The organism is Achromobacter sp. NFACC18-2, assembly GCF_900108985.1.
In the GTDB taxonomy this organism is placed as follows: Bacteria; Pseudomonadota; Gammaproteobacteria; order Burkholderiales; family Burkholderiaceae_B; genus Achromobacter.
Genome location: NZ_FNYM01000004.1, coordinates 207,864 through 227,040, shown reverse-complemented (window position 1 = coordinate 227,040; position 19,177 = coordinate 207,864). Strand labels below are relative to the sequence as shown.

General features: G+C 69.8%; 17 protein-coding genes. 8 read left to right on the top strand and 9 right to left on the bottom strand.

The window, feature by feature from the left end:
• Positions 1 to 11 precede the first annotated feature (11 nt).
• From BMW75_RS08030 to BMW75_RS07995, 8 genes are all read right to left on the bottom strand, one after another.
• Positions 12 to 998 (bottom strand): Bug family tripartite tricarboxylate transporter substrate binding protein, encoded by a 987-nt coding sequence (locus tag BMW75_RS08030; protein WP_092578388.1) that lies wholly within the window; start codon positions 996 to 998, stop codon positions 12 to 14.
• Between the two features lie 253 nt (positions 999 to 1,251).
• On the bottom strand, positions 1,252 to 2,505 hold the full coding sequence (locus BMW75_RS08025) for an MFS transporter (protein ID WP_092578623.1): 1,254 nt from the start codon (positions 2,503 to 2,505) through the stop codon (positions 1,252 to 1,254).
• A 130-nt stretch (positions 2,506 to 2,635) separates the two neighbouring features.
• Positions 2,636 to 3,427: a type I methionyl aminopeptidase gene (gene map / locus BMW75_RS08020; RefSeq protein ID WP_092578386.1), complete on the bottom strand. Its 792-nt coding sequence runs from the start codon at positions 3,425 to 3,427 to the stop codon at positions 2,636 to 2,638.
• Complete coding sequence (locus tag BMW75_RS08015; RefSeq protein WP_076520579.1) at positions 3,428 to 3,673, bottom strand: ParD-like family protein; 246 nt, start codon at positions 3,671 to 3,673, stop codon at positions 3,428 to 3,430. It lies immediately after the preceding gene.
• A gap of 73 nt (positions 3,674 to 3,746) precedes the next feature.
• Complete coding sequence (locus tag BMW75_RS08010; RefSeq protein ID WP_092578384.1) at positions 3,747 to 4,490, bottom strand: DUF2894 domain-containing protein; 744 nt, start codon at positions 4,488 to 4,490, stop codon at positions 3,747 to 3,749.
• Positions 4,480 to 5,130: an OmpA family protein gene (locus BMW75_RS08005; protein ID WP_076520581.1), complete on the bottom strand. Its 651-nt coding sequence runs from the start codon at positions 5,128 to 5,130 to the stop codon at positions 4,480 to 4,482. The genes BMW75_RS08010 and BMW75_RS08005 overlap by 11 nt, the downstream gene beginning before the upstream one ends.
• Positions 5,127 to 8,423, bottom strand: a complete 3,297-nt coding sequence (locus BMW75_RS08000) for a DUF802 domain-containing protein (RefSeq protein ID WP_092578381.1) — start codon at positions 8,421 to 8,423, stop codon at positions 5,127 to 5,129. Before BMW75_RS08000 ends, BMW75_RS08005 begins: the two co-directional genes overlap by 4 nt.
• Before the next feature lie 10 nt (positions 8,424 to 8,433).
• On the bottom strand, positions 8,434 to 9,297 hold the full coding sequence (locus BMW75_RS07995) for a DUF3348 domain-containing protein (protein WP_092578379.1): 864 nt from the start codon (positions 9,295 to 9,297) through the stop codon (positions 8,434 to 8,436).
• Positions 9,298 to 9,472: 175 nt separating this feature from the next.
• On the opposite strand from BMW75_RS07995, the gene BMW75_RS07990 reads away from it, so the two are divergent.
• A complete protein-coding gene (locus tag BMW75_RS07990; protein ID WP_175493123.1) occupies positions 9,473 to 10,075 on the top strand; it encodes a M23 family metallopeptidase in 603 nt (200 codons plus the stop codon).
• 51 nt (positions 10,076 to 10,126) lie between these two features.
• Here the strand turns inward: BMW75_RS07990 and BMW75_RS07985 are convergent, their stop codons facing one another.
• Positions 10,127 to 10,903: a MipA/OmpV family protein gene (locus BMW75_RS07985; RefSeq protein ID WP_092578377.1), complete on the bottom strand. Its 777-nt coding sequence runs from the start codon at positions 10,901 to 10,903 to the stop codon at positions 10,127 to 10,129.
• 134 nt (positions 10,904 to 11,037) lie between these two features.
• Between BMW75_RS07985 and BMW75_RS07980 the strand changes: the two genes are divergently transcribed.
• The 7 genes from BMW75_RS07980 (at position 11,038) to fhuE (ending at position 19,161) form a co-directional block, all read left to right on the top strand.
• Positions 11,038 to 11,700: a response regulator transcription factor gene (locus BMW75_RS07980; RefSeq protein WP_092578375.1), complete on the top strand. Its 663-nt coding sequence runs from the start codon at positions 11,038 to 11,040 to the stop codon at positions 11,698 to 11,700.
• Positions 11,697 to 13,049, top strand: coding sequence for an ATP-binding protein (locus BMW75_RS07975; protein WP_092578374.1), 1,353 nt, complete (start codon positions 11,697 to 11,699; stop codon positions 13,047 to 13,049). Before BMW75_RS07980 ends, BMW75_RS07975 begins: the two co-directional genes overlap by 4 nt.
• Positions 13,050 to 13,150: 101 nt before the next feature.
• Positions 13,151 to 14,380, top strand: coding sequence for a helix-turn-helix domain-containing protein (locus tag BMW75_RS07970; RefSeq protein WP_092578372.1), 1,230 nt, complete (start codon positions 13,151 to 13,153; stop codon positions 14,378 to 14,380).
• 30 nt (positions 14,381 to 14,410) lie between these two features.
• Positions 14,411 to 15,052, top strand: a complete 642-nt coding sequence (locus tag BMW75_RS07965) for a Vgb family protein (protein WP_092578371.1) — start codon at positions 14,411 to 14,413, stop codon at positions 15,050 to 15,052.
• A gap of 131 nt (positions 15,053 to 15,183) precedes the next feature.
• The gene (locus BMW75_RS07960) at positions 15,184 to 15,999 is read left to right on the top strand and encodes an AraC family transcriptional regulator (RefSeq protein ID WP_092578369.1); all 816 of its coding nucleotides are present in this window, start codon (positions 15,184 to 15,186) and stop codon (positions 15,997 to 15,999) included.
• Positions 16,000 to 16,091: 92 nt separating this feature from the next.
• Positions 16,092 to 16,847, top strand: coding sequence for a dienelactone hydrolase family protein (locus tag BMW75_RS07955; protein ID WP_092578367.1), 756 nt, complete (start codon positions 16,092 to 16,094; stop codon positions 16,845 to 16,847).
• A gap of 118 nt (positions 16,848 to 16,965) precedes the next feature.
• Positions 16,966 to 19,161, top strand: coding sequence for a ferric-rhodotorulic acid/ferric-coprogen receptor FhuE (gene fhuE / locus BMW75_RS07950; protein ID WP_092578365.1), 2,196 nt, complete (start codon positions 16,966 to 16,968; stop codon positions 19,159 to 19,161).
• Positions 19,162 to 19,177: the final 16 nt, after the last annotated feature.

Genomic DNA, 19,177 nt, shown 5'->3' with positions numbered 1-19,177 from the left:
ATGTGCGTGGCCTATTTGTTCTTCAGGTCGGCGACTTTCGCCAGGCCCTGCCAGATGACGGCGTCGCGCTTGATCGATGCCGCGAAGTCGCTGGGGGACATGTCCGCGGGAACGATCATGTTCTGTCCTTCGATTTTTTCCCGCACGTCCGGCGTGTGTTGGGCGCGGTAGATTTCCGCGTTGAGGCGGTCGATGATCCCGGGCGGCGTTCCCGCGGGGGCAAAGACGCCGTACCAGCCGTCGGCTTCGAATTTGTAGCCTTGCTCGGCCAGCGTGGGAACGTCCATCGAGGCGGGCCAGCGCCGCGAACCCGTCTGGCCCAGGGCGACCAGTTTGCCGCTGCGCATGTGGGGAATGGGCGAGGCGATGTCCATGAACCCGACGCTGATGTTGTTGGCGATCAGGTCGGTGCTTTCGGTGACCAGCAATTTGTAGGGCACGTGGGGCATGTCCAGCCCGTAGTGGGCCTTGATGCCTTCCATGGCCAGGTTGCCGGACGAGCCGGTGCCCCAGGAGCCGTAGGCGAGCTTGCCGGGATTGGCCTTGGCATAGGCGACCATGTCCGACAGGTTCTTGAAGCCGGTGCTGGGATTGGCGACGAGCAATATGCCCGCCGCGCCGACCTGAGCGATCGGAAGCAGGTCCTTCTCCGGATCGTAGGGCAGCGAGGGAAGCACGACGGGATTCAGGAGAATGGCGGAGGACGGCGCGAACAGCAAGGTGTAGCCGTCGGGCGCAGCCTTGGCCACGGTGTCGCAGGCGATCATGCCGTTGGCCCCGGGCTTGGTTTCGACCACCACCGGCTGGTTCAGCGCCTTGGACAGCGGCGCGGCGATCAGGCGCGCGAAGATGTCGCCGCCCGCGCCGGGCGAGCCGGCGACAACCAGCCGGATGGGGCGTTCGGGCCAATCGCCTGGCGCGCCAAAGGCGTTGGCGCCCAGGCTCATCAGCAGGGCGCCGAGCAGCAGGGCGCGGCGGGTGGGAAGAGGGTGGGTCATGTCTGCGTCTCCAGAATTTTTGAATTATTGGAATCTTCAAATTCTAGGTAGCGCGCCCGGATTGGCTATAGCTGAAACCGCAGATCAGAACTGCGCGAACCGACGCAATCACGGACGCGGGCATGGACATTGGCGATGCGCCGGTGCTGCGGCTTTTGCAGGAGACTTCTTCAGGATTGCGGGTAGATCATTGGGGGCGATCCGGGTCTTGAATGCTTGCCTGTGCAATCGGCTTGACCCGCATGGGCGTCTATCAGGACGCCACGGCCTGCGGTTGGCTGCGCAGCCGCAGCACGGGTGACGTGAACAGCACGGCGAACTGGATGAAGAATCCCGCCGTCGACACCCACAGGCAGGCGTCCACGCCGAACCGGGCCGCCAGCGTCGCGCCGATCAAGGCGCCCACGGGCCGCGCGCCGAAGTTCGCCGTCACGATCACGGACGACACCCGGCCCAGCAAGGCGTTGGGCGTCACCGACTGGCGCAGCGTGGTGGTGGTGATGGTCCAGAGGATCGGCCCCGCGCCGAACAGGAAGAATCCCACCGCGGCCCACGGCCCCGACGGAAACGCCAGCGTCGACAGCAGAATGAGGCTGGCCAGCAGCGCCGACAGCGGTCCGGCGCCGATCATGGCGCCGAACGGCAGGCGGCGGGCGAGCCACGGGGCGGCCAGGGCGCCGGCCAGCATGCCCGCGCCGTACACGCCCAAAGTGATGCCGACGCCAGCGGCAGTCAGGCCCAGGCGATCGACGGCGTAGGCGACGTAGATCGCCAGCAGGATGAACCAGGCGGCATTGAAAAAGAGCGCGGTCAGCAGCACCGGGCGCAGGAGCGGATGCGTGGCGACAAAGGCCGCGCCTTCGCGCAATTCGGCCAGCGGATGGCGGCGCTGGGCGGGCTGGGGCGTGTCATGCGGCAGGCCTGCAAGAAGAACGGCGGCCAGCAGCGACAGGGTGGTGGCCAGCACGTAAGCCGTGGAAGCGCCCATCCAGCCCACCAGCGCGCCGCCGGCGGCGGGGCCGGCAGAGAAGGCGGCGCTGCGGGCCAGTTCCAGCCAGCGGTTGGCGCTGGCCAGCTCGGTGGGCGGGACCAGCCTGGGCACCAGGGCGGGCGCGGCGACGTTGTAGGCCACCGTGCCCACCGCGCCCACGAAGCCCAGCGCCGCCAGCCACGCAAGGCTGAGACCGCCCATCCACAGCAGCGCCAGCAGGCCGATCAGGCTGAGCGCGCGGGCCGCTTCGGCGGCGGTCATCAGCGCGCGGCGCGACATGCGGTCGGCCAGCACGCCCGCGGGCAGGGACAGCAGCAGGAACGGCAGCGTCTGCGCCGTCTGCAGATAGCCGGTCTGCGCGGCATCGGCGCCCAGGGCCAGCACGGCGTACAGCGGCGCGGCGGCAAGGGCGATCTGCTCGGAGAACTGCGCGGCCAGGTTCGAGGCGGCCAGGCGCCGGAAGGCGCCAGCCGGGGCGGACGGGGCGGACGGGGCGGACTGGGAATGGGCGGGCATGATGAACGCAGCCAGGTGAGCGTAGCGAGGGAAAGGGGGCAAGCGTCGCGCAAACGACAAGGGCACGATCTTGATCGCGCCCTTGCTGTCTTGCACTCCGATCCTTGCGCTGCGGCAGGGACCGGCCGGGTCAGGGTATCGGCGGATAGTCGCCGAAGCCGTCCGGCCAGGTGGTCAGCACATCGTAGCCGGTCTCGGTGACGACGACCATGTGTTCCCACTGCGCCGACAGGGACCGGTCCTTGGTGACGACCGTCCAGCCGTCGGGCAACTGCTTGGTCTGGGGCTTGCCCGCGTTGATCATGGGTTCGATGGTGAACATCATGCCGGGCTGCAGCACCATGCCTTCGCCCGGGCGGCCGTAATGCAGCACCTGCGGGTCGTCGTGGTAGATCTGGCCGATGCCGTGGCCGCAGTATTCCCGGACGATGCTGAAGTGCTCGCGATGCGCGACCGTCTGGATGGCGTGGCCGATGTCGCCCAGCGTGGCGCCCGGCTTGACGGCCATGATGCCGGCGCGCATGGCTTCATAGGTGGTGTTGACCAGCCGGCGCGCCAGCGGGCTGGGCTGGCCGACGTAGTACATGCGGCTGGTGTCGCCGAACCAGCCGTCCTTGATGACGGCCACGTCGATGTTCAGGATGTCGCCGTTCTTGAGCACCTTGGCCGACGGGATGCCGTGGCAGATGACGTGGTTGACCGAGGCGCAGATGGTCTTGGGAAAGCCGTGGTAGCCGACGTTGGCGGGCGTGGCCTTGAGCACGTTGACGATGTAGTCGTGACAGACCTTGTCCAGGTCATCGGTGGTGACGCCGGGGCGGACGTGTTCGCCGATCATGTGCAGCACTTCGGCCGCCATGGCGCCCGCCTCGCGGGCCATTTCGATGTCGGCGGCCGATTTGATGGAAACCTTCTTGGCCATTTACGCGGCCTCCTGCTGCGCGGGTTGCGGCCGCCCTTGCGAGAGCGCGGCGATGGTGAAGCCGTCGGCCTGTTCGATGCGGATCAGCAATTGGCAGATGTCGGCATGGCGCAGTTCGGGATAGAGCTCGGACAGCATGCCGATGCGCATCCAGTGTTCGGCCTGGGAATTGATGGAGCGGCTGAGGGCGCCGCTGGCCACGCGCAGGTTCTCGTGCATTTGCTCGGAAATCTTGACGATGCCCATAGTGGATGTTCCGTATATGGTTTGTATATGGAACGTATGGTACTGCGGCGCGGGGGGCGCGCGCAAATCGCCTTCAGGCGCCGTCCTTGCTTTCCTTGGCTGGCTTGCTTTCCTTGCGGGACTTGCCGCGCGGGGATTTGCGGGCGGCGCTGGCGCGGGGCGCTTCCTTGGCGGCGGGGGCGGAGGCGGCCGTCATCTGTTCCATCCACATCAGCGCGTCGGTGTACGACAGGAACTGCTGCAGGTAGCCGGGCGACAGTTCGCGCATCAGGGACAGCGCGCGGTGCACCAGTTGGTTGGAATTGAGCGGCCCGGCGTTCTTGTGCACCTGCTCCTGCGATTGGCGGACCTGGCGGTCGGCGCTGAAGCGGGACCAGAGCGCCCGGAATTCGTCGAGCAGCGGCAACTCCGGGTAGGCGGCGCGCAACCCGAGCGCGTCGCGCGCGAGGTGGTCGGCGGGACCGGGCAGCTCGGCCTCGGCCGGGGCGGCGCCGGTGTCCAGGCGGTCCGCAGGCGCGGGCCGGTCGATGTAGGAGACCAGGCCGGCGAGCGGTCCGGGCTGGGCGGGCGCCGGCAAGGCATCCGGCCCGGCCGCGCCGCCCGCGCCGGTCAGTTCGGCCTGATAGGCCTGGATCAAACCGGCCAGCCGTTCGTCCAGCCGCTGGCGAGCCTGCCCGCCGTAGCCCGCCGCGCGGCGGTCCAGCGCGTCGATCAGGTGAAAGCGCAGGGGATTGACGCGGTCCGCGCCGCTTGCGCGCCAGGCGTCCAGCGTCGCGCGCGCGTCCAGGAGCCCCGGGCGGCTGCCGTCACTGCTCACCGGGCTTACCCGCTTCGTTGGACGGTTTGGGGATGGGCGTGATTTCGACGCGGCGGTTCTTCGCGCGGCCTTCCTCGTCGGCGTTGGACGCCACGGGCTGCTCGGCGCCGAAGGCGGCCGCGAACACCATCGAGGACGGGACGCCCTCGTCGATCAGGGCGCGGGTGACGGTGAGCGCGCGCTGGGCGGAAAGGTCCCAGTTGTCGGCAAAGCGCCGGTTGCCTTCGCGCACCTGCTGGTCGTCGGTGAAACCGCTGACCATGAGGATCTCGTTGTGGGTCGTCAGGTAGGCGGACAGCGGTTCGATCAGGCTTTTGAGGATCTCGCGGCCTTCGGGCTGGAGCTGGTCGGAGTTCAGCGCGAACAGCACGCTGCCGCTGATGCCGATGCGCCCGTTGATCAACGTCACGCGGCCGGCGGCCAGCGGGCCGGCCAGCGCCTGCTCCAGGGTCTCGCGGCGCTGCGTTTCTTCCTGGCGCTGCTTGACCGCTTCTTCCAGCCGCGTCGACAGTTGCAACTGCACCGCGACGACGCTCACCAGGATCAGGACGAAGGCGCCCAGCAGCACCGACATCAGGTCGCCGAAGACGGCCCAGGCGGGCGCCGTGGGCTCCACGCCGCCGTCGATATCGTCGCTCATGCGCTTTCCGCTCCCGCCGTGGCGCGCTGGGCGGCCAGCTGCTGCAGGTTTTCGATGATCTGCTTCTGCGACATCAGGCTCAGGTCCACGACCTCACGGGCCTGCGCGACGTAGTACGAGAGCTGCTCGTCGCCGCGCGCGATGGACTTGTCCAGCGCCGCCTCGATGCGTTGCAGGTGCGCCGTCAGCTTGTCGTTCGATTCGCCGAAGGCCTGCACCGCCGCGCCAAAGGCTTCGCCCAGGCTGGCCACTTCGACGGCGCTGCTGGTGACCAGCGACGCCACCTCGGTCAGCTTGCCGGTCTCGGCGTCGACCTTGTCGGTGAATTGCGCGCCCACGCGCTCGAGCATGTCGGCCGACGAGGCGACCAGCGCGTCCACGGCCGTGCGCTGCTCCGCGGCGGTGTGGTTGACGGCGTCCAGCAGGGTGCCCAGCGTTTCCAGCAGGCGGTTGCGCTCCTGCAGCATCTCGTTGTCGCGGACCATGCTGTCCGAGAGCTTCTGGCGCAGTTCGCCGATGACGTCGGCGGCGGCGCGCGGCGCTTCGGACGCCGCCTGCACCAGGCGGCCGATCTCGGCGATGGTTTCGCTGGCATGGGCCTGCGTCTGCGCCGTGATGTCCTGCGCGGTCAGGTTCAGGGTGTCGCAGATATCCTGCTGCAGGCTGGCGGCCCGCGCGCCCGCCTGTTCCCATTCAGAGCGCAGCGCGTCGGCCATGGCGGCCAGCTTGCCGGTCCAGGCGGCCAGCCGGTCTTCGTCGTTGGCAGCCAGCGCCGCCTGCAGGGCGGTGTGTGATTGCGCCAGCGTCTGCAGCAATTCGGCCGAGTGCGCGCCGAACGCGGCCGATGCCGCTTCCAGCGCCTGGCGGTTGTCGGCGGCGAGCTGCCTGCCGACTTCTTCCTGGCGGGTCTGCGCGTCGGTCCAGGCCTGCGTGACGTGGCCGGCCGCGGTTTCCAGTCGCGCCGACACGCCGTCCAGCAGGGCGGCCTGCTGTTGCGTCTGGGCGGAGATGTCGCGCGCGGTCTGGGTGAGCGCGTCGCTGATTTCGAGTTGGCGCAGGGCGGCCTGGGTGCCGGCCTGTTCCCATTCCTCGCCCAGTTTGGCGGCCATCGCGGTCAGCGACCCGGTCCAGGCGGCAAGGCGCTCCTGGTCGCGCGAGGCCAGCGCGGCCTGCAGGTCGGCGTGCGACTGGTCCAGCGTGCGCAGGAGCGCGTCGGCGTGCTGGCCGAAGGCGGCCGCGGCCGTTTCCAGGGCGCGCTGGTTGTCGGCGGCAAGCTGCCTGCCGACGTCTTCCTGGCGGGCCTGCGCATCGGTCCAGGCTTGCGTGACGCTGCCCGCGGCGGCTTCCAGGCGGGCGGACATGTCCTGCAGCCGTTCGGCCTGCGCCTCGGTCTGGCTGGCGATGCCGCGCGCGGTCTGGGCCAGCGCGTCGTTGATTTCCTGCTGGCGGGCCACGGTGCTGGCGCCGGCCTGTTCCCATTGCTGGCCGAGCTTGGCGGTCATCGCGGCCAGTGTGCCGCTCCAGGCGGCCAGGCGGGCTTCGTCGCGTTCGGCCAGGGCCGTCTGCAGTTCGGCGTGCGACTGGTCCAGCGTGTGCAGCAGCGAGGTGGCATGCCGTTCGAAGGCCGCCGTGGCGGCCTCCAGCGCGGCCTGGTTGCCGGCGGCAAGCTTGCCGCTGGTTTCTTCCTGGCGGGCGAGGGCGCGGGTCCATTGGTCCGACACGCCGTTGGCGGCGGCTTCCAGGCGGGCCGACACGCCTTCGAGCAGGGCGGCCTGCGCGGTTGCCTGCGCGGCGACGTCGCGCACGGTCTGCGCAAGCGAGTCGTTGATTTCCTGTTGGCGGGCGGCCGCCTGCGCGCCCGATTGTTCCCATTCCTGGCGCAGCGTGGCGCCCATCACGCCCAGCGTCTCGGTCCAGGCGGACAGGCGCTGCTGGTCGCGCGAGGCAAGTTCCGATTGCAAGGCGGTGTGCGACGCGTTCAGCGTGCGCAGCAGCGAGGCGGAATGCTGTTCAAAGCTGGCCGCCGCCGCTGTGAGGGCCTGCAGATTGTCGCCGGCCAGTTTTTCGCCGGCCTGCTGCTGGCGCGACAGCGCCTCGGTCCAGGCCTGCGACATATGGCCCGACGACGCCTCCAGGCGCGCCGATACGCTGTCCAGGAGGTCGGCCGAGCGTTGTTCGAAGGTCTGGGCAAAGCGGTCCAGCGAGGCGCGCAGGTCCTGCGCCATGGCTTCGCTGGCGCGCTGCTGGCCCGCCACCGCCTGGCTCCAGATGCCCGCCACGTCCGTGGTCGCGGCCTGCAGGCCCGCCGTCATGCCTTGCAACTGCTGGTGGACCGCCTGGGCGACCGTTTCCTGCAGCGTCGCCGTTTCGCGCGACAGGCTGTCCATGGTGGCTTGCACCACGGGCTGCAGGGCTTCGCCTGCCGAGCGGGCGCTCTGCGCCACGCTGTCCTTCATGGACTGCTCCATGATGGACGCGAGGCGGGCGTATGCCGCCTCGGCCTTGCCCTGGAAGGCGGTCTGGCTGGCGAGCTGGCGCTCATTGAGCGCCTGGTTCTGCTGTTCCATGCCCTTCATCATGGCTTCGAGCTGGCCGACGATGGCGGGCATGGCTTCTGCCTGGCGCTGCATGACCTCGGCCTGGCGCTGGAGCAGCTTGAAGGATTCCTCGCGCTGGTAGCTCTGCGAGTACACGCGCAGCGTGGTCGCGGCCTTGGTGTCCAGATGCTGCGCGGCTTGGACGCGATCGCGCCGGCACAGCGCGGCCAGCAGGCCCAGCATGGCGGAGGCGGCTACGCCGGCGATCGACGTGCCGAAGGCAAAGCCCAGGCCCTTGACGGGGGCGGCCAGCGACGCGCGGATCGCGGCCAGGTCGGTCGAGCTTTCCAGCGCGAGGCCGGTGCCGCGGAGCGTCACGACCATCCCGAGGAACGTGCCCAGCATGCCCAGCAGCACCAGCAGGCCGACCAGATAGGGAGTGAGCGACGGTCCGGGCAGGCCCACGCGCTCGCCTTCGATGCGCAGGCGCACCGCATTGCGCAGGCCGGCGGGCACCTTGTCGAGCCAGGCGCCCAGGCTGCCGGGCGCCTCGTCCAGGTCCGACACGGCGCGCGCAAGGGATGACGTTGCCTGCTGGTAACGCAGCAGCTCCAGCGCGCCGGCCAGGTAGCAGACGGCGATCAGCAGCGTCACGGCCAGGGCCAGCGGGTTCGTGCCCGCATAGCCTGCGCCGATCCAGCCCACAACGGCCAGTCCGGCCAGGAAAACCACGATATTGATCAGAGTCTTGGACATGGTGTCCTAATTAGCTGGTGCGAAGGGCGGCGAGCAGCCCTTCGACCGGTTGTAAACGAACATCCAGCTCGGCAAGCAGGACGGCGCGCATGTCGGCGCGAAACGTGTCCAGCCACGCGCCTGGGGGCGGCGGCGGGGCCGCCGGTTCCGGGCTGGCCGGCGCGGCGTCGCCGGCGGGCGCGCCCGGGTCGGCATCGGTCTGCGCGGCGGCGTCCGCCGGGTCCGCCAGTTCCGCCGCTTCGGCCTGGGCCGTGGCCGCGGCCCGCGCGGCTTCGTCGGCCTTGCGCAGCCTGTCGAAATGCGTTTGCAGCAGCTTCGGAATCGCGCCCAGCAGGGCCCGCTCCTTGGGCAACAGCGCGCGGTCCATGATCGCGTCGACCACCGCCAGCCGCGTCCATTCCCCGTTGCGCGCCGCGACCATCCCGCGCAGGCGGCTGCGCAGGTTGCCGATGCTGGTTTCCATCGTGTGCTGCAGCGACAGATATCGCTGGCGGAAACTTGAATAATCGAACTCGTCCTCGGCCAGGACGGCAGCCAGCTTCTTTGCCGGCGCCCGCGCGGGGGCGGTCCCGGGCGTGACGCGCCTGGCGGCCGTGGCCGCCGTGTCGCTGGCAATGGCGTCCGCCAAGGTGGTGCGCACGCGCACGCACTCGCGCTCTTCGGCACTGCTGAACAGGCGGGCGCCGGGCGCAATCACGGGCGGACTCGTGTTCAGCGCCGCCGACAGGGCGATCGCGTCCGTCCAGCCAAGCCATTGGCTCAGATGGTCGGATAGCGACTGCCTGGACTGCTGGACATCCGCGTCCGTCAGGCGAGTCAGCAAGCGAATGAGCGTCGGGCCGCTTAAACCTGTGCGCTGGGGGGCTTGCAACATACCACCAGAGTCAAAAAGGGGGGAGTTTACACGCTGGGGCGGGGCGGGAGGGCCGCTCCGGGACGCGCCAGGGCAAGTCCAGGGCGCAAATTGGGGTCGGATTGCGGCCGTGTGTAACACTGTGACGCGCGCGGACCCCGGGGAACCCCTCGCGGGTGCCGTCGTCGAACCTTTCATGGACGCCCATACGCCCTTGCGACTTGCCCGACGCCTCCTCCTGCTTGCCGCGCTGGCCGGGCTTGCGGTCTGGGCCTGGCCGCGCCTGCCCGACGCGGCGCGCGCGCCGTGGCACATGGCGCGGCTGTCCTGGCTGGACGCGCCCACCTCGCTGCCCGTGCCGGTCCAGGGCATCGCCCCGCGCCAACTGGCCGATACGTGGGGCGCGGCGCGCTCGGGCGGCCGCAGCCATGAAGGCATCGACATCTTCGCCAAGCGCGGCACGCCCGTGCTGTCCGCCACGCAGGGCGTGGTCACGCGCATCGGCGAGAACACCCTGGGCGGCCAGGTGGTCTGGGTGATGGGGCCGGGCCGGCAGATGCATTACTACGCGCACCTGGACGGCTACGCGGACATCCGCCGCGGCCAGCTCGTCGCGCCGGGCGACGTGCTGGGCTTCGTCGGCAATACCGGGAACGCCAAGGGGACGCCGCCGCATCTGCACTACGGCATCTATGCGGCCGGCGGGGCGCTCAACCCCTATCCCTTGCTGCGTGCGCCCGCGCCGGCGTTGTCGACCGCGGTCTCCGCCCGGGCGCAGGATGCGGAGCCGTCCAGATAATCCGCCGGGAAGTCGATGAACCGGCGCGTCTTGGCGGGCAGCAGCCGGGCGTCAGAAGGCGTAGACCACGCCCACGTTGGCAAAGACGTTCGTCTTCTTTTCGGTCAGGGGACTGTCGCGGGCGTCGCCCACGAGCGTGTTGACGCCCAGCGTGGTGATCGCGCTCCACTTCGCGTCGAAGCGGTGGGCCCACGTGCCGAAGAGCGCGACGGACTTGAAGCCCGCCGACGGCGAGTACGCGTCCAGGCCCTCGCGGCTGCGCGCGGCCTGTGACGGCGTGACGCCGAACCAGGTCTGCATCGCGTCGCCGTTGGCCCATTGCGTGCTGGCGCCCACCGAGAGCCGGTTGTTCGCGTCGTGCCAGGCGGCGTAGGTGGCCCGCAGCTCCAGCGTTCCGCCGTAGCCGCTGTGCGCGGCCTGGCGGTAGGCGGCCATCAGGGAATACGGGCCCGGCGACCATTCGACGAATGCCCCGTAGGCCCCGTGGAAATCGATATCGTCCAGCCCGCGCGTACGGTCGGCGTCGGACGCGTCGCGGCCAAGCTCCATGCCGACAAAGACGCCGGCGTTCCAATCCGGCGCCAGATCGGCTTTCAAGCCCATCGCGGGCAGGCCGGCGCGGGGCGAGATGAAGAAGCTGCCCGATTGGTAGTTGATCAGGGGCACCGGCAGCGCGCGGTATTCGCGCGAGCCTTCGTAGACGGGCAGGGCGGCTACCCCCAGTCCGATGAAGTTGTTGCCGCCTTCGTCGGCGCGGGCGCTGCCTGCTACCGCGGCCAGCACGGCGGCGGCAGCCAGGGGAGCGCTTGTTAAGATACCCAGCTTCATTCCATTCCTTTCTACAGGGATGCGCGAGGGGCGTCATGCCCGCCGCGAACGGTGCGCATTGTGGGCGCCGGGTTTTAAAAAGTTTTTAAAGCGGCGCGGGCATGCTTGCGCCGTTATGCTTTTCTGGAGCTGTCTTGCGTGTCCTGCTAGTTGAAGACGACGCCATGCTGGGCGACGCCTTGCACACCAGCCTGAATCAATCGGGCGCCGACGCGCATTGGGTCCGCAGCGTGTCCGAGGCGCGCCTGGCGCTGGTGGAGCATGGATTTCACGCCGTGCTGCTGGACCTGGGCCTGCCCGACGGGAGCGGCCTGGCGGTGCTCAAGCACCTGCGGTCGCGCTATGACGCCACCCCGGTTCTCATCATTACCGCGCGCGACCGCCTGAGCGAACGGGTGCAGGGACTGGATGCGGGCGCCGACGACTACATCGTCAAGCCCTTTCAGCTCGATGAGCTGCACGCGCGGCTGCGCGCGGTGGTCAGGCGCAGCAGCAATGCCGTAGTTTCCGCGCTGCGCTGCCGCGACATTGCGCTCGACCCGGCCCGGCGCTGCGTGACGCGCGACGGGGTCGAGGTCAGCCTGAGCGCGCATGAGTACCGGACGCTGCTGGCGCTGATGGAGCGCATCGGCCACACCGTCAACCGCGAGCAGCTTGAAACCGCCGTCTATGGTCACAGCGCCGCGCTGGAAAGCAACACGGTGGCCGTGTACATCCATCAACTGCGCCGCAAGCTGGGCGACAAGCTGATCACGACCGTGCATGGCATGGGCTACCGCATCGAGTCGGACCAATGAAAAACCTGCAACGGCAATTGACCGTCACGCTGCTGCTGACGCTGTTGCTGGCCTGGATCTTCGTGTTCGCGTTTCAGCAGTTCGAGACGCGGCGCGCGCAGACGGGCCTGCAGGATCAGGGGCTTTACGACGGGGCGAACCAGCTCCTGACGGCCATGCCCGTCAGCCTGCTGGGCAACGTGGCCCCGGCCGAGCGCTTCGCGTTGCCGCCCACCGTCCAGTTCAACGGTGACCGGGCGAGCTTCCAGGTCTGGTCCCTGCCCGAAAGGCGGCCGTTGCTGCAATCCAGGGAGTCGCCCGCTCAGCCCTTGAATCCGTCGTTTCAAGACGGCTACACGGACAGCGCCGCGGGCGGCGTGAATTGGCGCGTGTATTCGGTCACCGACGCGAGCGGCAAGGTGCAGGTGCAACTGGCGTATTCGCAGAGCGAGCTGCGCGCCAAGATGCTGGCCAACGCGACGCGCGGCCTGGTCATCGTTTCCATCCTGTTCCTGCTGTTGGCCGCGGTGACCTGCGTGGTGATCGGGCGAGCGTTCCGCAAGGTCGACCGCGCGGGCGCGGCCATCGAGCGGCGCGGTCCGTTCGACCTGGCCGCGCTGCCGCTGGCGGGCATGCCGGGCGAACTGCGTCCGTTCATCCGGTCGATCAACCAGTTGCTCCTGCGCGTCAAGGGGGCGCTGGACCGCGAACGGCGCTTCCTCGAAAACGCCGCGCATGAATTGCGCACGCCGCTGGCGGCGCTGAGCGCACACGCCGAACTGGTCGCGCGCAGCGCGGGCTCGGCCGAATCCACGCAGGCCGCCGAAAAACTGCGCCTGGTCGCGCAGCGGACCACGCGCATCGCCGAGCAGTTGCTGGACCAGGCCCGCATGGATGCCCTGGTCGATAGCGCGCAGGCGCCGGAAAAGGTCGGACTGGACGGGCTGGTCGCCTTGCTGGCGCGCGATTGGGAAGCCTGCGCCGGCCGGGCGGGGCAGCGGCTGACCCTGGACGTGCGGCCTTGCGCGGTCATGGGCAATCTGGACGCGCTGGGCGTGCTGCTGGGCAACCTGCTGGATAACGCGGTCCGCTATACGCCGGGCGGTGGCCGGATCGCGGTGTCCTGCGGTCCCGTGTCGGACGGCGGGGCTTTCCTGCGCGTCGCGGACGACGGCCCGGGCATCGCGCCCGCGGAGCGCCGCAGGGTGTTCGACCGGTTCTATCGCGCCGCCGGCGCCCCGGCCGGGGGCAGCGGCATCGGCCTGTCGCTGGTGGCGCAGATCGCGCGCCAGCACGGCGCGTCCGTGACGGTGAGCGAAGGATTGGACGGCGCCGGCGTCGGACTGACGGTGGCGTTCCCGCCGGCCTGAAGCGCGCGGTGGGGGCGGCCGGGCGCGCCGCCGCGCTCGCGGGCGCTTGGTGTAGATTGGATGCCGGACCGGGCAACGGGGTGGGCATTGGCGGATTCCTCATGGACTTTCTGATCGCATCCGCGGCGCGCGCGCTGGCGGCCGGCGATCCCCTGGCCGCGCTGAACCACGTGGCCTTGCGGGACGATGCCCCTGCGCTGGCCCTGCGCGGCATCGCCATGGCGCAACTGGGCGATCTGGCGCGCGCCCGCACGCTGCTGCGCGGCGCCGCCCGAGCCTTCGGCCCGCAGGCGGCCGTTCCCCGGGCCCGCTGCGTCGTCGCGGAAGCGGAGATCGCGCTGGCGGCACGCGATCTGGGCAACCCCGACAAGAGCCTGGAGGCCGCCCGCGCCACGCTGCAGGCGCACGGCGACCTCGTCAACGCGGCGCACGCGCTGCATCTGGCGGCGCGCCGGCAGTTGCTGCTGGGGCGGCTGGACGACGCGGACCGCACGCTTGCAGGCATCGAGCCGGCCTCCTTGCCCTGGGCTTCGCGCGCCATCCACGACCTGATCGTGGCCGGCATTGCCATGCGCCGCCAGGCGGCCGGAATGGCGAGGGCCGCGCTGTCGCGTGCCGAGCGCGCGGCGGGCGAGGCGGGCATTGCGGCGCTGGTGACGGAAGTGCGCAGCGCGGCGCAGGCCATGGATGCGCCGGTGGCGCGGCGCATCGGACGCGACGGCGAGCGTCCCTTGCTGCTGGACGAGGTCGAGGCGCTGCTGGCGTCCGGCGCGCTGGTCGTGGACGGCTGCCGGCATGCCTTGCGCCGCGCGGACGCGTGCGTTGCCCTCACCAGCCGGCCGGTGCTGTTTGCGCTGGTGCGGGCGCTGGCGCAGGGCTGGCCGCACGACGTGGACCGCGAGACACTCATCGTGCAGGCGTTTCGCACCCGCTATTTCGACGACACGCACCGCGCGCGCCTGCGCGTGGAAATGGGCCGCCTGCGCGCGGCGGTCCGCGGACTCGCCAGCGTCAGCGCCACCCGCCATGGCTACCTGCTCACGCCCGGCGGCGGCCGCGACGTGGCGGTGCTGGCCCCCGCCGCCGGGGACGTGGACCCGGAGCAGGGCGCGCTGCTCGCCTTCCTGGCCGATGGCGAGGGCTGGTCGAGTTCGGCGCTGGCGCTCGTCATGGGGACCAGCCAGCGCACCCTGCAGCGGGCGCTGGACGCGCTGGCCGCGGCCGGCCGGGTGCAGGCCTACGGCCAGGGGCGCGCACGGCGCTGGATGCTGCCGCCCGTGCCCGGATTCACGACAAGCTTGTTACTCCCGGCCATCCTGCCAGGCCAGTAGCATGGACGGACCCCTACAAAAGGAGCCACCATGAAACGATCGCAAGCCCGAATCCTGCGCGAATATGGCCCGTTCCCGGGCGTCGATGCCGTGCATGGACTGACGTACGACGGCGCACAGGTGTGGTTCGCCACCGGCGCCAGCCTGGTCGCCCTTGACCCCGCCACGGGCCAGACCTCGCGCACGCTCGACCTGACCGCCAACGCGGGCACGGCCTTTGACGGCACGCATCTCTACCAGATTGCCGACGGCCGCATCCAGAAGGTCGATCCGCAGACCGGCAAGGTCCTGTCCACCATCCCCGCGCCCGGCGGCGAGGGCGTGTCGGGCATGGCCTGGGCGGAAGGCAGCCTGTGGGTCGGCGCCTATCGCGACCGCAAGATCCACCAGGTCGATCCGGCCACCGGCCAGGTGCTGCGCACCATCGAGTCCAACCGCTACGTCACCGGCGTGACCTGGGTGGATGGCGAACTGTGGCACGGCACCTGGGAAGCGGATGAAAGCGAGTTGCGGCGCGTGGAGCCGCGCACCGGCGAAGTGCTGGAGGCGGTGGAGCTGCCGGCGGGCATCGGCGTGTCGGGGCTGGAATCCGACGGCGGCGCCCGGTTCTACTGCGGCGGCGGAGAAAGCGGCAAGGTGCGCGCCGTCCAGCGTCCGGGCAGGGAGGGTTGAGAAGGCCGGATCCGGGTTGAGGCCGCGGCGAAGCTGCCCCATGACGAAGGCCGAGGCGAAGGGCCGGGCGGCGGGTTCAACCGCGTTCCAGACCTGCCCGCCGCGCCCGGCCCTGTGATAGATTGCCGCGCATGTTCCTGTCCCTGCCTCCCGCCCCGCCGCTTGCCGGCCTTGTGCAGGCCTATTGGTTCGTCCAGGACCTGCCGGGAGTCTTCGCGGGGCAGGCTATCCGCACCAGTCCGATTCCGCTGGCGGTGCTGTCCGTCAATATGGGGCGGCCGAACGCCACGCGCGACGGCGCGCTGGTGCCGCGCGTCTCGATGCTGGGGCTGCAGTCCCGCGTGCGGGAATGGCGTTCCTGGTCCGAGACCTGCTTCATGATGGCGATGCTGACCGTCCCGGGCGTCCTGCGCCTGTTTCCGCATGTGCAGGCCGGCGGCGCGGACTGCCTCGCCGACCTGGGCGCGCTTGCCGGCGACGCAGCCGCGGCATCGCTGGCCGACTGCGTGGACGCGCAGGCCGGACCCGTGCGCATCGCCGCCCAGATCGACCGATGGCTCCTGGCCCGGCTGGACCGCGCCCGGTGCGTGCCGGAAGGCATGCGCGTCGCGGCGGCGCACGCGGTGCTGCGCGCCGGAGGCCGGGTCGAACAGGCCGCCCAGGCTGCGCAGACCGACCGGCGCCAGCTGCAACGGTGGTTCCACCGCCATCTGGGCGTCGGGCCCAAGGAAATGGCCGATCTGGAGCGCCTGCATCGCAGTCTGCGCGACGTGCAGTCCGGACGCGGCGATCCGCTGGCCGGCTTTAGCGACCAGGCGCACCAGATCAGGAACTGGCGGCGCAGGCTGGGCGTGACGCCCGGCAGCTATGCGCGCGGCGGCGGCTCGGCGCTGGCAGCGCAGTTCCGCCCGGATGCGGGAACGCCGGGGCCCGCGTTCTACCTCTAGGCAAGCGTCGCGCTCCCCCTGTCCCATTCGTTCAATACGGCGCCGCGGCGGCCGCCTACGATCGGCCTTCCTTTTTTTCTGGAGAGCCGGCCATGCTGCCTGAACCCCCGCCCGTCCTGCGCGCGCAGGCCATCGACTACACCGACGGCGACCTCACCTTTGAAGGGTATGCGGTCGATCCCGGCCCATCCGCGCGCTTGCGTGCCTGCGTCGTATTGGCGCACGAATGGAGCGGCCTGAACGATCCGACGCGGCGGCTGGCTGAGCGCTATGCGGGATTGGGCTACGTCTGCTTCGCACTGGATGTCTATGGCAAGGGCGTTCGCGGCGACCCGCTGGGCGACAACACCTCGCTGATGAGCCCGCTGCTGGCGGACCGGATGCTGCTGCGGCGCCGCCTGCTGACCGGGTACGCGGCGGCGCGCCGCCTGCCCGGCGTGGACCCGGCGCGGATGGCCGTGGCGGGATATTGCTTCGGCGGACTGTGCGCCCTGGATCTGGCCCGCGCGGCGCCTGCCGATCTGGCCGCCGCCGTCAGCTTTCACGGCGTGCTGCATCCGCCAGCGGGCCTCCCGGCGGGGCGGATCGATGCCCGCGTCCTGCTGCTGCACGGCTGGGAAGATCCGGTGGCGCCGCCCGCCGATGTGCTGGCGATCGCCCGTGAACTGACCGAAGCCGGCGCGGACTGGCAGCTTCACGCCTATGGCCACGCGCGCCACGCGTTCACCTTTCCGGGCGCCCGGTTTCCGGAACGCGGGCTGGTGTATGACCCCCTGGCCGATGCGCGATCCTGGTCGGCGATGCGCGCGCATCTTGCGCACGCGCTGTCCCGCGAGGGCGGGGACTGATACAGGGGCGGGGGTGTCGCAGCAATGGGAAAAAACAACAATACATAGATATGAGAAGGATTTGCATTTACACTTCGTGCCGATTTGTCATCGCAGACCAACCTGGTAGGAAGTCACTATGCAAGCAGAAAGGCCCGTCGGCCGACGCCCCGTCGTTCACCCTCGTTTCGCACTGCGCCGCACGCCTGCGCTTGTCGTGCTGGCGCTGGCCTCGGCCGCCGCCACGGCCCAGGACGCCGGCGTGGCCACGCTGCCCTCGGTGCAGGTGGTGGGCGACGACGCCAATCCCGCGACGACGGAAGGAACGGGCTCGTACACGCCCCGCGCCACCGCGGCCAGCACGGGCCTGTCGCTGTCGCTGCGCGAGACGCCGCAATCGGTCACCGTCATGACGCGCCAGCGCATGGAAGACGAGGATATGCGGTCGCTGGTGGACGTGATGTCCAGCACGCCGGGCATCTCGGTGCAGAACTTCGACAGCGAGCGCTACACCTTCAATTCGCGCGGCTTCAGCATTACCAACTACATGTACGACGGCGTGCCCACGGCCTTTGACGTGGGCTACTCGGCGGGCGAGTCTTCCGTCGACCCCATCATCTACGACCGCGTGGAAATCGTGCGCGGCGCCACGGGCCTCATGACGGGCGCGGGCAATCCGTCGGCCTCCATCAACCTGGTGCGCAAGCATGCCGACAGCCGCGAGTTCAAGGCCGACCTGAGCGCGGGCGTGGGCAATTGGGACACCTATCGCGTGACGGCCGACCTGTCCTCACCGCTCAACGCCAGCGGCAGCGTGCGCGGGCGCATCGTTTCCGCATACCAGGACAACCACTCGTACCTGGACTACTACCAGAACCAGAAGAAGGTGTTCTACGGCGTGGTGGACGCCGACCTGAGTTCGCGCACCACCCTGAGCGTGGGCTACAACTACCAGGACAACGACCCGCAAGGCAGCAGCTGGGGCGGATTCCCGCTCTGGTACGCGGACGGCGGCCGCACCGACTGGCGCCGTTCGCTGAACACCGGCGCGCGCTGGACCTCGTGGGGCAGCACCACGCAGGGCGCCTTTGCCACCCTGGACCATCGCTTCGACAACGACTGGCGCGTGCAGGCCACGGCGTCCTATTCCAAGAATGAAATGGACGGCAAGCTGCTGTACCTGTATGGCTGGCCCGACCGCGAGACCGGCGAGGGCATGGGTGCGTCGCCCGCGTGGTACCTGGGCGACCGCAAGCAGAATTCGCTGGACCTGAAGGCCAACGGGCCGTTCACGCTGTTCGGCCGCCGCCACGAGGCGGTGGTGGGCGCAAGCTTCAGCCGCCAGAAGGGCGACTTCGACTACCGCTCCGCGATCGACGCGGCCGGCGTGGGCAACTTCCTGAACTGGAACGGTTCGTATCCCGAGCCCGACTGGAACGATTCCATCATCGCCAGCCGCTACACCACCACGCAGACCGGCTGGTACGGCGCCCTGCGCCTGAACCTGGCCGACCCGCTCAAGCTCATCGTGGGCGGACGCTACAGCACCTGGAAGACGAACTCGGTCGGCTTCGGCGGCGAAGGCCGCACCGAATTCGACAAGAATGCCTTCACGCCCTACGCGGGCCTGCTCTACGACATCAACGACACCTACACCGCCTACGTCAGCTACACGGGCATCTTCAATCCGCAAACCTATCAGGACCGCGACGCCAACTGGCTCGACCCGCTGGAGGGCAAGTCCTACGAAGCCGGCATCAAGGGCGAGTGGCTGGACGGCCGCCTGAACGGCAGCGCGGCGATCTTCCAGATCGACCAGGACAACGTGGCGCAGGTGGATCCGGGCCAGATCGTGCCCGGTACGACGAACCAGGCCTACACGGCCGCGCAGGGAACGCGCAGCCGCGGCTTCGACCTGGAGCTGTCGGGTGAAGTGACGCCGGGGTGGAACGTGGCGGCCGGCTGGTCGCACTGGACCGCGAGCGATGGCGAAGGCAACGCGATCCAGACCGACCAGCCGCGCAGCCTGGTGCGCGTGTTCACGACCTATCAACTGCCGGGCGACTGGCATCGCCTGACCGTGGGCGGCGGCGTGAACTGGCAAAGCCACGTCTACACCATCGCCAGCGGTCCCAACGGCGATGAACGCGTGGGGCAGGGCAGCTACGCCATCACCAACCTGATGGCCCGCTACCGCTTCAACCGCAGCCTGTCGGCGCAGCTCAACGTGAACAACGTGTTCGACCGCAAGTACTACAGCCAGATCGGCTTCTACAGCCAGGGGGCATGGGCCGCGGGCCGCAGCGCGATGCTGACGATGCGCTACCAGTACTGACCGTCCCGACCGCCCT